Below are 14,072 nucleotides of genomic sequence, written 5' to 3'. Positions count from 1 at the left end.
GTGTATAAGGCCTCTAGAGTGCTTACTTCCAGTCACGACCATGCAGTCAGAAAAGGATTCTTATGTTGCAGACTCGCGTTATTCCTCCCGCCGAAGGCGCTTATCAATATCCACTGCTGATCAAGCGGCTGCTGATGTCCGGTGTGCGTTACGAGAAAACCCGCGAGATCGTCTACCGTGACCAGTTGCGCTACAGCTATCCGACGCTGATCGAACGGGTGGCACGGTTGGCCAACGTGCTGACCGAGGCCGGGGTCAAGGCGGGCGATACCGTGGCGGTGATGGACTGGGACAGCCATCGCTATCTGGAATGTATGTTCGCGATCCCGATGATTGGTGCAGTGATCCACACTATCAACGTGCGGCTCTCACCGGAACAGATTGTCTACACCATGAACCACGCCGAGGACCGCTTCGTGCTGGTCAATAGCGAGTTCGTCGGGTTGTACCAGGCCATAGCCGGACACCTGACCACGGTGGAGAAGACCCTGCTGCTGACCGACCTGCCGGAAAAAACTGCCGACCTGCCCAACCTGGTGGGCGAATACGAGCAGTTGCTGGCGGCCGCCAGCCCCGTCTACGACTTCCAGGACTTCGACGAAAACTCCGTCGCCACGACCTTCTACACCACCGGCACCACGGGCAATCCCAAGGGCGTTTACTTCACCCACCGGCAACTGGTGCTGCACTCCCTGGGCGAGGCGACCATCATGGGGGCCATCGACAGTGTGCGATTGCTGGGCACCAATGATGTGTACATGCCGATCACGCCGATGTTCCATGTGCATGCCTGGGGCCTGCCGTACGTGGCGACCATGCTCGGCCTCAAGCAGGTCTACCCCGGCCGCTACGATCCCGAGCTCCTGGTTCAGTTGTGGCGAAAGGAGAAGGTCAGCTTTTCCCATTGCGTGCCGACCATCCTGCAGATGGTGCTCAATGCCAAGGGTGCCCAGGGCACCGATTTCGGCGGCTGGAAGATCGTCATCGGCGGTAGCGCCCTGAATCGCAGCCTGTACGAAGCCGCCAAGGCCAGGGGGATTCAGCTCACTGCCGCCTATGGCATGTCGGAAACCGGTCCGTTGGTATCCTGCGCCCACCTCAACGAGGAATTGATGGCCGGCAGCGAGGACGAACGTGTCAGCTACCGGATCAAGGCCGGTGTACCGGGCCCCTTGGTGGACGCCGCCATCGTCGACGCAGAAGGCCGGTTCCTGCCGGCCGATGGCGAGACCCAGGGCGAATTGGTGCTACGCGCGCCTTGGCTCACCGAAGGCTACTTCAACGAACCGCAGAAGGGTGCCGAACTCTGGGCCGGCGGCTGGCTGCATACCGGTGACGTCGCCACGCTGGACAGCATGGGCTTCATCGACATCCGCGACCGTATCAAGGACGTGATCAAGACGGGGGGCGAATGGGTCTCGTCCCTGGACCTGGAAGACCTCATCAGCCGTCACGTGGCGGTACGCGAAGTAGCAGTGGTGGGCATTCCCGATCCCCAGTGGGGCGAGCGCCCGTTTGCCTTGCTGGTGATTCACGAAGGGCATCAGGTCGGGGCTCGCGAGCTCAAGGAGCACCTCAAGCCTTTCGTCGAACAGGGACATCTGAGCAAGTGGGCGATTCCGAGCCAGATCGCCCTTGTTACGGAAATTCCCAAGACCAGCGTCGGCAAGCTCGACAAGAAACGCATCCGCGTCGACATTGCCGAATGGCAGAGCAACAACAGCACCTTCCTGTCCACGCTTTGAGGTGATCTGCCGCGTCCGAAAGGGCGCGGCAGCCCCACCAAGCAAGCGCTTGCCTTGTCAAACAGCGAATTTCAGCCATCCTTGCCGTGCCGACAGATGTCGGTCTGGCAAAGGACTGTTCCAGATTGGTCGGGGGCTGCAAATCACACTTTAGAGGGATCAAGCCGTACTACCTGCTGGCTATAGTCCGCTCAAGGATTTTCAAGGATAGGGCACCTGCACGAACGGGCGATGCGACTTTGAATGAGTGCCGCAACCCTGCCGCTGGTCACCGAAGACGTTCCTTGGAAATACCCCCCTGCCATAACAATAAAGAACATGGAGTAGCGTCGAATGACCTCTGCAAACACGTTCTGGCGCCGGGCAAAATTGCCTCTGGCGGTCAGTCTCGCCTCTTCGCTCGCCGGGCCTGCGTTCGGCGTCAGTTTCAACATCGGTGAAATCGAGGGCCAGTTCGATTCGTCCCTGTCGGTGGGGGCGAGCTGGTCCACGGCCAATGCCAACAAGGACCTGATCGGCGTCAACAACGGTGGCAGGGGCCTGTCCCAGACCTCCGATGACGGTCACTTGAACTTCAAGCGCGGGGAAACCTTCTCGAAGATCTTCAAGGGTATTCATGACCTGGAGCTGAAGTACGGCGATACCGGCGTGTTTGTGCGGGGTAAGTATTGGTACGACTTCGAACTCAAGGACGAGAACCGTCAGTTCAAGGACATCAGCGACAGCAACCGCAAGGAAGGCGCCAAGTCCTCCGGCGGGCAGATACTCGATGCTTTCGTTTATCACAACTATGCCATTGCCGATCAACCGGGCTCCGTTCGCTTGGGCAAGCAGGTCGTCAGTTGGGGTGAAAGTACCTTTATCCAGGGTGGCATCAACTCCATCAACCCGGTCGACGTGTCCGCGTTCCGTCGTCCCGGTGCCGAGATCAAGGAGGGCTTGATTCCGGTCAACATGTTCTATGTGTCCCAGAGCCTCACCGATAACCTGTCGGCTGAAGCGTTCTATCAGTTGGAGTGGGACCAGACGGTTGTCGATAACTGCGGGACGTTCTTTTCCCAGCCGGATGTGATTGCCGATGGGTGTACGGATAATCTGCGGGTGTTGAACAAGCGTTCCACTATTCCCGGAGCAGCCCTTCCGACGCTGGATGCATTCGGCGTGGATGTCAACGAGGAAGGCGTTCTGGTGCGCCGTGGTCCTGATCGGGACGCTCGTGACAGCGGCCAGTGGGGCGCGTCCATGAAGTATATGTTCGAACCACTGGATACTGAGTTCGGTGCCTACTTCATGAACTACCACAGCCGCGCACCTATTTTCAGTGCCACGGGAGCGCCTTCACAGTTCTATACGACCCCGCTGGGACCATTAGCGGGGCTACGTCCTCTGATCGTTGCAGGGAATTCCAATTACTTCGTTGAATACCCGGAAGATATTCGCCTGTACGGTCTGAGTTTCTCCACGACCCTGCCTACCGGTACCGCGTGGAGCGGCGAACTGAGCTATCGCCCGAATGCACCGGTACAATTGAGCACCACTGACATTCTTTTCGCTGGCGTCCGTCCGATCGGGGGGCCGTTGGCTGACGCCTCGGTGCTCACGGGGGTGCCAGGCCAGGATCTGCATGGCTATCGTCGCAAGGAGATCACTCAATTCCAGACTACCTTTACCCATTTCCTCGATCAGGTCATGGGCGCCAGTCGTCTGACCCTGGTGGGTGAAATTGGTGTGACGCATGTCGGCGGTCTGGAAAGCAAATCTGAAGCCCGCTACGGTCGAGATCCCGTGTTCGGCCCGGGTCAATTGCCAAACGGTACCTGCGAAGCACTCAACGCCTCGACCGCCGCAGGCGGCGGCCAGACTGCCGGCAACGTCAACAGCAACTGCAACAACGACGGCTTCACCACCGCCACCTCCTGGGGCTACCGTGCGCGCGCCATCTGGGAATACCCGGACGTCTTCGCCGGCGTGAACCTCAAGCCCAACGTGGCCTGGTCCCATGACGTCAAAGGCTATTCGCCAGGTCCTGGCGGCAACTTCGAGGAAGGTCGCAAGGCCGTCAGCCTCGGGCTGGATGCCGAGTACCAGAACACCTACAACGCGAGCCTGGCCTACACCAACTTCTTTGGTGGCGACTTCAGCACCGTGGACGATCGCGACTTCCTGGCGCTCAGCGTCGGCGTGACCTTCTAAGCATCGTATTCAGGACGACACACTATGAAAATAACAAAGAGTCTGTTGCAGGCCGGCGCACTGGGACTGTCCCTGCTGGCCGCCAGCGTCATGGCCGCGGTGCCTGCGGGCGAGGCCGACAAACTGGGCAAGAGCCTGACGCCAATGGGCGCCGAGATGGCCGGTAATGCCGACGGTTCGATTTCTGCCTGGAAACCCATGGCGAAGAACGCCGGTAGCGTGGACAGCAAGGGGTTCCTCGCCGATCCGTATGCCAGCGAAAAACCGCTGTTCATCATCACCGCGCAGAACGTCGAGCAGTACAAGGACAAGCTAGCGCCGGGTCAGTACGCGATGTTCAAGCGCTACCCGGAAACCTTCAAGATGCCGGTCTACCCGACCCATCGTGGCGCCACCGTGCCGGATGAGGTGTTCGCCTCCATCAAGAAGAACGCGGTCAACACCAAGCTCGTATCCGGAGGCAACGGCCTGGAAAACTTCGAGACGGCCGTGCCGTTCCCGATTCCCCAGAGCGGCGTCGAGGTGATCTGGAACCACATCACCCGCTATCGTGGCGGCAGCGTGACGCGCCTGGTGACCCAGGCCACACCGCAACCCAACGGCTCCTACAGCCTGGTGTACTTTCGCGACCAGTTCGTGTTCCGCGACAAGATGAAGGATTTCGATCCGGCCAATCCCGGCAATATCCTGTTCTACTTCAAGCAGCAAGTGACCGCGCCGGCACGCCTGGCCGGTGGCGTGCTGCTGGTGCACGAAACCCTCGACCAAGTGAAGGAACCGCGTTCGGCCTGGGTCTACAACGCCGGCCAGCGTCGGGTGCGTCGGGCGCCACAGGTCTCCTATGACGGGCCGGGTACCGCCGCCGACGGTCTGCGAACCTCCGACAACCTGGACATGTACAACGGTGCGCCGGATCGCTATGACTGGAAGCTGGAAGGCAAGAAAGAGCTGTACATAGCCGCCAACAGCTACAAGATCGACTCGCCACAACTCAAGTATGCCGACATCCTGAAGGCTGGCCACATCAACCAGGATCTGGCGCGCTATGAGTTGCGTCGTGTCTGGCATGTCACCGCGACCCTGAAGGAAGGCCAACGCCACATCTATGCCAAGCGCGATTTCTTCATCGACGAAGACACCTGGCAGGCGGCGGTGATCGACCATTACGACGGTCGTGGCCAACTGTGGCGTGTTGCCGAGGCCCATGCCGAGAACTACTACGACAAGCAAGTGCCGTGGTACGCCCTGGAAACCCTCTACGACCTGCAATCCGGGCGCTACCTGGCCCTGGGCATGAAGAATGAAGAGAAATCGGCCTACGATTTCGGCTTCACTGCCACCACCGCGGACTTCACGCCGAATGCGCTGCGCCAGGAGGGTATCCGCTAAACCGCTTTACCCCGAGGCCGCATCCTCGGATAAACGCCCCGACTGGTTCGGGGCGTTTGTTTTTTGGCCTGAATGTGGCGGCAAGGCTTGCCCGCGATGGAGTTAACGCGGTTTGCCCTGGAACCGAGGCGCCTTCATCGCGGGCAAGCCTTGCTCCCACGGGATGTGTCGTCAGGAGATGTCGATTTGTAGTCTTTTTGTAGCCATTTGTAGCACTCCCTTCAATACCTCTTCGTTTACGGCTAGTCTGCGGACATCTGCAACGCCGCCACCTGCATTTAAACAAGAGCCGGCCATGACCGATCTGTCTTCACTTCCGGATTCTGCCCGCGCAGCCATCGCGGTACAGGACGGGCGCTTCTACCGACCGCCGTTGCCCGACGGGCACGTCGTGCGGCCGCGGTTGTGCGAGCGTTTAAGTGCGGGGCTCGGCGGCAGATTGCTGTTGGTCAGTGCGCCGGCGGGGTTCGGCAAAAGCTCCCTGGCAGTGGAGTTCTGCCAGAGCCTGCCGGTGCATTGGCAAAACCTCTGGTTGGGGCTCAACGTCAGGGACAATGACCCGGGACGCTTTCTGGAGCGGCTGCTCGAAGGGCTCCAGGCGCTTTTTCCGCAGCTGGGTGGCCGGGCAGCAGGGCTGCTGAAAATGCGTCAGCGCCACCAGCCCTTTGCGTTCGAAGAATGGCTCGACGGCCTGCTGGATGAGTTGACCAGTCACCTGACGCTCCGCAACCCCTTGCTGTTGGTGCTTGACGATTATCACCTGGCCCAAGGCGCCGTGCTGGATCGTTGCTTGCAGTTTTTCCTCAATCACCTGCCTGACGGTTTGCTGGTACTGGTCACCAGTCGCCAGCGCCCGAACTGGCATCTGGCGCGCCTGCGCCTGTCGCGGCAATTGCTCGAACTGAATGAACAGGACCTGCGCCTGACCCATGGCGAAGCCCTGACCTTGCTCGAGCATCACAGTAGCTCGCTGCGCGGTGAAGCCTTGGAAAACCTCATCCTGCGCAGCGAAGGCTGGGTCGCCGGGCTGCGTTTCTGGTTGCTGGCCGCCTCCGAAGCCGGTTCCGAGGGACGGCTGCCCCAGGCGCTGCACGGTGGGGAAGGGCTGATCCGCGATTATCTGCTCGAAGAAGTCATCGACTGCCTGCCCGCCGAGGTACAGGCGTTCCTCTACGACACCGCGCCACAGGATCGCTTTTGCAGCGAGCTGTGCGATGCGGTGCGCGAAGCCCATGATAGCGCCGAGATCCTGCAATACCTGGCAGCCCATCAGGTATTCCTGGTGCCCCTGGACGAACACGGTCACTGGTATCGCTATCACCATCTGTTCTCTGATCTGCTGCGCAGCCGCCCCAGCGCACCGGCCATGGTGCCGGCCGCAACCCTGCATTTGCGTGCCTGTCGCTGGTTCAACGCCCAGGGCATGATCGACGAAGCCGTGGAGCAGGCTTTGCGGGCCGGGCATCTGGATGTGGCGGCGAACCTGGTGCAGACCCTCTCCGAGGAGCAGCTGCTGGCCGAGCAGAACGTCGGCATGTTGCTGCGCTGGAAGATGGATTTGCCCGACAGCCTGCTCATCAGTACCCCGAGGCTGATCGTGCTTTACAGCTGGGCGCTGGGGCTGGCCTGTCAATTGGACGCCGCCGAAGAGCTGGCCGCCCACCTGAGCCGCTTCCTGCCGGCACCGTCGGCCACCGCGCAAAAGTCCATGCTTGCCCAATGGTTGGCCCTGAGTGGGATCGTCGCCCGCGGCCGGGGGGATCGTGAAGCCACGGTGCGTTATTGCACCGAAGCCCTGGAGAGCCTGCCGAGAAAACGCTACGGCCAACGACTGATGTGCCTGTCCACATTGGCGAACCTGGCGATTGCCGACGGTGACCTGTGGCGCGCCCGTGGTTTGAACCGAGACTCCCTGGAGCTGGCACAGCGGGTCGGCAATCCCTTGTTCGAAGCCTTGGCCCACTATGATCGCGCCCGGGTCCTGCAGGCGCGGGGAGAGGTCCTGCGGGCGCTGGATGAAGTGCGCCAGGGCCTGCAACGTTTACACAAACTCTCGCCCCAACGGCTTTATGCGGTACGGGCGCGGTTGATCCTGTACGAAGGGTTTCTGCTGACCTTGCGCATGCAGCCCCAGGCCGGATTGGCGCGGTTGCAGGCCGGCCTTACCGAAGCTCGGGCTTGCCGCGACATCAGCGTGCTGCTGGGTCATTGCGTGATCGCCCGTATCGAAGGCAATAGTGGCGAGTTCGCCCGGGCCTTTGCCGAACTGGCCGAAGCCGAACGCCTGATGCACATCTGGGATGTTCCGCCGATTTATTACCTGGCGATGATCACCCTGGTCAAATGCGAGCTCTGGCTGGCTCAGGGCCGCACCGAGCTGGCCGAAGCCTGGTTGGCACGGCTGGGGCGGACCTACACCGGCGGACAGGCTGCCGCACCGCCAGAGTTCCACCCGCAGTTGCCGCTGCACGTCGAGCTGCAACAGGCGTTGTTGGAGTCCATCCGGGGCCAGCCGATGCTGGCGGAAGGGCGGCTCAACGCCTTGCTTGAACATGGCCAGCAAACCGGCCGGCAGATGCTCTGCGTGATGGCCCTCAACCAGAAAGCCGCCTTGTTGCTGAGCGTCGGTCGTGAGCCGGAGGCCCGCAGCACCCTCGCCCAGGCTTTCGAAGCCGCCGCCGGTGGTGTATTGCAACCTTTCGAATGGCTGCTGGGCGACGAGCATCGTGAATGGCTGCGTGAGCAACTGCTGCAGGCTCCCTCCAGCACCTTGTGCCAGAGTCTGCTCGAACGCCTGCCGACATCAACGCAACCTGCCGACTCCCCGGCACCTGTCGAAAGCCTCAGCAGTCGGGAACGGGCGGTGCTGCAACTGATTGCCCAGGGCTGTTCCAACCAGGAAATCAGCGAGCAGTTGTTCATTTCGCTGCATACCGTCAAGACCCACGCCAGTCATATCAACAGCAAGCTCGGCGTGGAGCGTCGCACCCAGGCCGTGGCGAGGGCCAAGGAGCTGGGGTTGTTGGGCTGAGTCCAGCTGCGCAAAGCAACCTGCCACAGAAGCCAGCCAGTAAAGGAATGACTCGATGTTACCCCGGTACAAAACCATCCCATCGCCGGTCGGCCAACTGATCCTCGTCGCCCGAGGCGCAAGACTGGCCGCTATCCTGTGGGAAAACGAGCGGCTGAACCGCGTGCGCCTGGGCCCCTTGGAGGAAGACATCCATCACCCGGTGCTCAAGGAAACCGAGCGTCAACTGATGGAATACTTCGCCGGCCAGCGGCGCCGTTTCGAGCTGGAGCTGGACTTTGTCGGCACTGATTTCCAGAAGCGGGTCTGGCAGGCACTGCTGACCATTCCCTTCGGTGAGACCCGCAGTTACCGTGACATCGCCATCCAGATCGGTCAGCCGACCGCTGTTCGGGCGGTAGGGGCAGCCAACGGCCGGAATCCCATCTCGATCATCGCTCCCTGCCATCGTGTCATCGGCACCTCCGGCAGCCTCACCGGTTTCGCCGGTGGGCTGGCTGCCAAGCAATGGCTGCTCAGCCTCGAAGGTCAGCAGAGCCTTCAATTGGCGTTCTGACCTCAACGGACAGCCCTCACCGGAAAACCTGCGTCCATGAAAAAGCCCGCCCGATCACAGGATCGGGCGGGCTTTTGATATTACGTGCAGCTTACTTCTTCAAACCGTAATGCTCATCGAGCATGCCGGGCGAATTCGGTGCCTTGGGCGCGTAGTCCCGAGGTGGTTCCTGATCCCTTGGTGGAGTCAGGCGTTCCCGTGGAGCCTGCGCCGAGTCGGCGTGCAGGGCGGCCAGCAGGCGCTGGCGAGTCTGTTCGTCCAGGGCCAGGCGGTTGGCACCCTCGGACAAATGATCCTGAACATCCTGGTAGCTCTGGGTGAGTTTCTTCACCAGAGAAGCGGTGGCGTTGAAGTGGGTCACCACCTCATTCTGATAACTGTCGAAACGTTCCTGAATGTCGTCCAGCTGACGTTGCGTGCTGTTGGGCACTGCGTTGGGCAGCAGTCGGGCAAGCAGGAATCCAATGGCGACACCGGCAACCAGGGCAAGAGTCGGCAACAACCAAACTAAGAGCGAGTGTTCCACGAGTCCTTCCTCTATAAACGGCTTTGCTTTACGTTAACGGCTCGGACCTGCGCTGTATACCGCGAAGAACATCGCAATCATGCCAGGCACAGACTTTTAGCTAGACGAGTCGACCCTATCCGGGGTCACGGAGTTCTTTCCCTTGCTTATGCGCGAAACCCCTGTAGTCATCGAAGGCCCGGTGGGCCAACTGGAAGCCTTGTACCTGGACAGCGAGGCGCCCCGTGGCCTGGCGCTGATCTGCCATCCGAATCCGGTGCAGGGCGGGACCATGCTCAATAAAGTGGTTTCGACCCTGCAGCGCACTGCCCGGGATGCCGGCCTGGTCACATTGCGTTTCAATTATCGCGGCGTCGGCGCCAGTGCCGGTAGCCATGACATGGGGACCGGTGAAGTGGACGACGCCGAGGCCGCCGCCGCATGGCTGCGGGAAAAACACCCGCAACTGCCCTTGAGCCTCTTCGGTTTTTCCTTCGGCGGCTTCGTTGCTGCCAGTCTGGGTGGGCGGCTCGAAGCCCAGGGGCAATCGCTCAAGCACCTGTTCATGGTGGCCCCGGCGGTGATGCGCCTGGACGAGCAGTCGCCTTTGGCGAAGAGCGGCGCGTTGACGGTGATCCAGCCGGAAAATGATGAAGTCGTCGATCCCCAACTGGTCTACGATTGGTCCGATGCGCTCCAACGCCCCCATGAGCTGCTGAAAGTGGCAGAATGCGGACACTTTTTTCATGGCAAGCTGACCGATCTCAAGGATCTGCTCCTGCCGCGCCTTTCGAATTGACAGCAGTCTGACAAGCGATAATTCATGACGACTCGTACCCGTATCCTGACCGGCATCACCACCACTGGCACCCCGCACCTGGGCAACTATGCCGGCGCCATCCGCCCGGCGATTCTCGCCAGCCGCGACAGCAATGCCGATTCGTTCTACTTCCTGGCCGACTACCACGCCCTGATCAAGTGCGATGACCCGCTACGCATCCAGCGCTCGCGGCTGGAAATCGCCGCGACCTGGCTGGCCGGTGGCCTGGACGTGGATCGCGTGACCTTTTATCGCCAGTCCGATATCCCCGAGATCCCGGAACTGACCTGGCTGTTGACCTGTGTCGCCGCCAAGGGCCTGCTCAATCGCGCCCATGCCTACAAGGCCTCGGTGGACAAGAACGTCGAGGCCGGCGAAGACCCGGACGCCGGCATTACCATGGGCCTGTACAGCTATCCGGTGCTGATGGCCGCTGACATCCTGATGTTCAACGCCCACAAGGTGCCGGTCGGTCGCGACCAGATCCAGCATGTGGAAATGGCTCGGGACATCGGCCAGCGCTTCAACCACTTGTTTGGCCAGGGCAAGGAATTTTTCACCATGCCCGAAGCGCTGATCGAAGAAAGCGTCGCTACGCTGCCGGGGCTCGATGGTCGCAAGATGTCCAAGAGCTACGACAACACCATTCCGTTGTTCAGCAGCGCCAAGGACATGAAGGACGCGATTTCGCGGATCGTCACCGACTCCCGAGCACCGGGTGAGGCGAAGGACCCGGACAATTCGCACCTGTTTACACTGTTCCAGGCCTTCGCCACCCCGGCCCAGTCAGCCGAGTTCCGCAGCGAGCTGTTGCAGGGCCTGGGCTGGGGAGAAGCGAAGAGTCGTCTGTTCCAGTTGCTCGATAGCGAGTTGGGTGAGTCCCGCGAGCGTTATCACCAGTTGATCGAGCGGCCGGCGGATCTTGAAGACATCCTGCAGTTGGGCGCGAAAAAAGCCCGGGCCGTGGCGACGCCGTTCCTTGCCGAACTGCGTGAAGCCGTTGGCCTGCGTTCATTCGTCAGCCAGGTTCAGGTGGCGGCCGGCACGAAGAAGAAAGCGGTCAAGGCGGCGCGCTTTGTCAGCTTCCGGGAAGACGACGGCAGTTTCCGCTTCCGCCTGTTGTCGGCGGATGGAGAAGAGCTGCTGTTGTCGAGTCGTTTTGAAGATGGCAAAACGGCTGGTCGAGTGACCAAAGTCCTGCAACTTGGCGAAGTGTACGAAGTACACAGTGAAGAGCTCAGCTTTCGCGTCTGGATGCTCGGTGAGTATATCGGCGAAAGCCCGGTATTCGCTGACAGTGCGGCAAGAGACGCTGCTATTGAAGCGCTGCACGCTGCGCTGAAACCCGCCCAGGAATAAATCAACGGCACGACCCGATAAGGGCCGATTGCCATTCTTACGGGCCGTCGCTACAGTGACGGCCCGTTTTTGTTGCCTTGCTAACGAATATGACGCCCCTAGAACGATATCAAGCTGATCTGAAACGCCCGGAGTTCTTCCACGACGCAGCCCAGGAAACGGCCGTGCGGCACTTGCAGCGCCTGTACGACGACCTGATCGCCGCGTCGAGCAACAAGCCGGGCTTGTTGGGAAAACTGTTCGGCAAGAAGGAGCTGGCGCCGGTCAGGGGCCTGTACTTCTGGGGCGGTGTGGGGCGTGGCAAGACCTACCTGGTGGACACTTTCTTCGAGGCACTGCCTTTCAAGGAAAAGACCCGTACGCACTTCCACCGCTTCATGAAGCGTGTGCATGAAGAGATGAAGACCTTGGGTGGCGAGAAGAACCCATTGACCATCATCGCCAAACGTTTCGCCAATGAAACGCGGGTGATCTGCTTCGATGAGTTCTTCGTGTCCGACATCACCGATGCCATGATCCTCGGCACCCTGATGGAAGAGCTGTTCAGGAACGGCGTGACCCTGGTCGCCACGTCGAACATCGTGCCGGACGGCTTGTACAAGGACGGTCTGCAACGGGCGCGCTTCCTGCCGGCCATTGCGTTGATCAAGGAACACACCGAAATCGTCAACGTCGACAGCGGCGTCGACTATCGCTTGCGCCATCTCGAACAGGCGGAGCTGTTCCATTACCCACTGGATGCCGCTGCCGAAGAAAGCCTGCGCAAGAGCTTCCGCGCCTTGACGCCGGAATGCACCCAGGCTGTCGAGAACGATGTGCTGATGATCGAGAATCGCGAGATCCGCGCAGTCCGCACCTGTGACGATGTGGCCTGGTTCGATTTCCGTGAACTGTGCGATGGCCCACGCAGCCAGAACGACTACATCGAACTGGGCAAGATCTTCCACGCCGTACTGCTCAGCGGCGTCGAACAGATGAGCGTTACCACCGACGACATCGCCCGTCGCTTCATCAACATGGTCGACGAGTTCTACGACCGTAACGTGAAGCTGATCATCTCGGCCGAAGTCGAACTCAAGGACCTCTACACTGGGGGGCGCCTGACGTTCGAATTCCAGCGGACCCTGAGTCGCCTGCTGGAAATGCAGTCCCACGAGTTCCTGTCGCGGGCGCACAAGCCTTAGGCTGATTCGGAAAACACAAAGGGCCTGCGATTGCAGGCCTTTTTTATGGCTGATCCACCGCATAACCCTGTGGGAGCGAGCCTGCTCGCGATGGCGGTGGGTCAGCTTGCTACGATTCTGAATGTGCCGCCGTCATCGCGAGCAGGCTCGCTCCCACAGGGGGGCGTGGGGTCCGAAGCCTTACGCCGCCTGCTGGAATTGCTGCCGGTACTGGTTCGGCGACAGGTCTGTGTGTTGGCGGAACAGCCGTGCGAAGAAGCTCGCGTCGTCGTAGCCGACTTCGTAGCTGATGGTCTTGATGCTCTTGCGGCTGCCGGAGAGTAGACCCTTGGCGGTTTCGATGCGCAGCCGCTGCAGGTAATGCAGCGGTTTGTCACCTGTAGCGGTCTGGAAGCGGCGCATGAAATTGCGAATGCTCATGCCGTGTTCCCGGGCGACGTCCTCGAAACGGAACTTGTCGGCGAAGTGCTCTTCGAGCCAGTGCTGGATCTGCAGGATGATCACGTCCTGGTGGAGCTTCTGACCGCCGAAACCGATCCTGCCCGGTGAATAATTGCGCTGCACTTCATACAGGATGTCCCGCGCCACGGCTTGGGCCACGTTGGCGCCGCAGAAGCGTTCGATGAGGTAGATGTATAGGTCGCACACCGAAGTCGTGCCGCCTGCGCAGAACAGGTTGTCGGCGTCGGTCAGGTGCTTGTCCTGGTTCAGGTGTACTTGGGGAAAACGCTCCCTGAAGGCGTTGAAGAAGCGCCAGTAGGTCGTGGCTTCCTTGCCATCGAGCAGCCCGGCCTCGGCAAGCCAGAACACGCCAGTGGCCTCGCCGCACAGTACGGCGCCGCGAGCGTGCTGTTCCCGCAGCCAGGGCAGGACCTGGGGATAGCGTTGGCAAAGGGTGGGGAAGTCATCCCAGAACGCCGGCAGGATAATCACATCGGTGTTTTCCAGGCCACCATCCACCGGCATGATCACTTCGCTGAAGCTGTTTACCGGTTTGCCATCAGGGCTGACCAGGCGGATCTCAAACGCCGGTGTCAGGCCCTGGCCCAGTTGTTTGCCGTAGCGCAGGCTGGCCAGGTGGAAGAAGTCCTTGGCCTGCATGAGGGTGAAAGCGAAAACCCGGTCGACTGCGAGGATACTGACGCGCCGCAAGGGCGTGGAGGGTTGCATAGACATAATTTCATCTTGTTTTTATAGGGGAAAGTGGTCACCAGACGGCTGGATCGTCTTATTTTTTGTCGGATGTGTCCAGTGTCCTATGGCACATCCCAGGCTTAGGCTCTGTCGGAT

The 14,072-nt window shown here is 60.6% G+C and carries 10 protein-coding genes; 8 read left to right on the top strand and 2 right to left on the bottom strand.

What is annotated here, in order from left to right:
- The first annotated feature begins 62 nt into the window (after positions 1–62).
- From AD665_RS09140 to AD665_RS09120, 5 genes are all read left to right on the top strand, one after another.
- Positions 63–1,745, top strand: a complete 1,683-nt coding sequence (locus AD665_RS09140) for a fatty acid--CoA ligase (protein WP_024778111.1) — start codon at positions 63–65, stop codon at positions 1,743–1,745.
- 333 nt (positions 1,746–2,078) lie between these two features.
- On the top strand, positions 2,079–3,938 hold the full coding sequence (locus tag AD665_RS09135; RefSeq protein ID WP_024778110.1) for a DUF1302 domain-containing protein: 1,860 nt from the start codon (positions 2,079–2,081) through the stop codon (positions 3,936–3,938).
- A gap of 24 nt (positions 3,939–3,962) precedes the next feature.
- Positions 3,963–5,327, top strand: coding sequence for a DUF1329 domain-containing protein (locus tag AD665_RS09130; RefSeq protein WP_024778109.1), 1,365 nt, complete (start codon positions 3,963–3,965; stop codon positions 5,325–5,327).
- Between the two features lie 295 nt (positions 5,328–5,622).
- A complete protein-coding gene (locus AD665_RS09125) occupies positions 5,623–8,358 on the top strand; it encodes a winged helix-turn-helix domain-containing protein (RefSeq protein WP_053191801.1) in 2,736 nt (911 codons plus the stop codon).
- Positions 8,359–8,413: 55 nt separating this feature from the next.
- On the top strand, positions 8,414–8,914 hold the full coding sequence (locus AD665_RS09120) for a methylated-DNA--[protein]-cysteine S-methyltransferase (protein ID WP_024778107.1): 501 nt from the start codon (positions 8,414–8,416) through the stop codon (positions 8,912–8,914).
- A 91-nt stretch (positions 8,915–9,005) separates the two neighbouring features.
- On the opposite strand, the gene AD665_RS09115 is transcribed toward AD665_RS09120, so the two are convergent.
- Positions 9,006–9,440 carry a Z-ring associated ZapG family protein gene (locus AD665_RS09115; RefSeq protein ID WP_024778106.1) on the bottom strand — a complete coding sequence of 145 codons (435 nt, stop codon included), beginning with the start codon at positions 9,438–9,440 and terminating at the stop codon, positions 9,006–9,008.
- 148 nt (positions 9,441–9,588) lie between these two features.
- Here AD665_RS09115 and AD665_RS09110 point away from each other — a divergent pair, with 148 nt between their 5' ends.
- The 3 genes from AD665_RS09110 (at position 9,589) to zapE (ending at position 12,782) form a co-directional block, all read left to right on the top strand.
- A complete protein-coding gene (locus tag AD665_RS09110) occupies positions 9,589–10,218 on the top strand; it encodes an alpha/beta hydrolase (RefSeq protein WP_053191800.1) in 630 nt (209 codons plus the stop codon).
- A 24-nt stretch (positions 10,219–10,242) separates the two neighbouring features.
- The gene (locus AD665_RS09105; RefSeq protein WP_053191798.1) at positions 10,243–11,598 is read left to right on the top strand and encodes a tryptophan--tRNA ligase; all 1,356 of its coding nucleotides are present in this window, start codon (positions 10,243–10,245) and stop codon (positions 11,596–11,598) included.
- Positions 11,599–11,687: 89 nt separating this feature from the next.
- On the top strand, positions 11,688–12,782 hold the full coding sequence (gene zapE / locus AD665_RS09100) for a cell division protein ZapE (protein ID WP_024778103.1): 1,095 nt from the start codon (positions 11,688–11,690) through the stop codon (positions 12,780–12,782).
- A gap of 180 nt (positions 12,783–12,962) precedes the next feature.
- On the opposite strand, the gene AD665_RS09095 is transcribed toward zapE, so the two are convergent.
- Positions 12,963–13,859, bottom strand: a complete 897-nt coding sequence (locus AD665_RS09095; protein WP_173668656.1) for a GlxA family transcriptional regulator — start codon at positions 13,857–13,859, stop codon at positions 12,963–12,965.
- Positions 13,860–14,072: the final 213 nt, after the last annotated feature.

The organism is Pseudomonas corrugata, assembly GCF_001269905.1.
Classification (GTDB): domain Bacteria; phylum Pseudomonadota; class Gammaproteobacteria; order Pseudomonadales; family Pseudomonadaceae; genus Aquipseudomonas; species Aquipseudomonas corrugata.
Note: the sequence above shows the minus strand (reverse complement) of the source record. Positions and strands in the feature narration are given on the sequence as shown.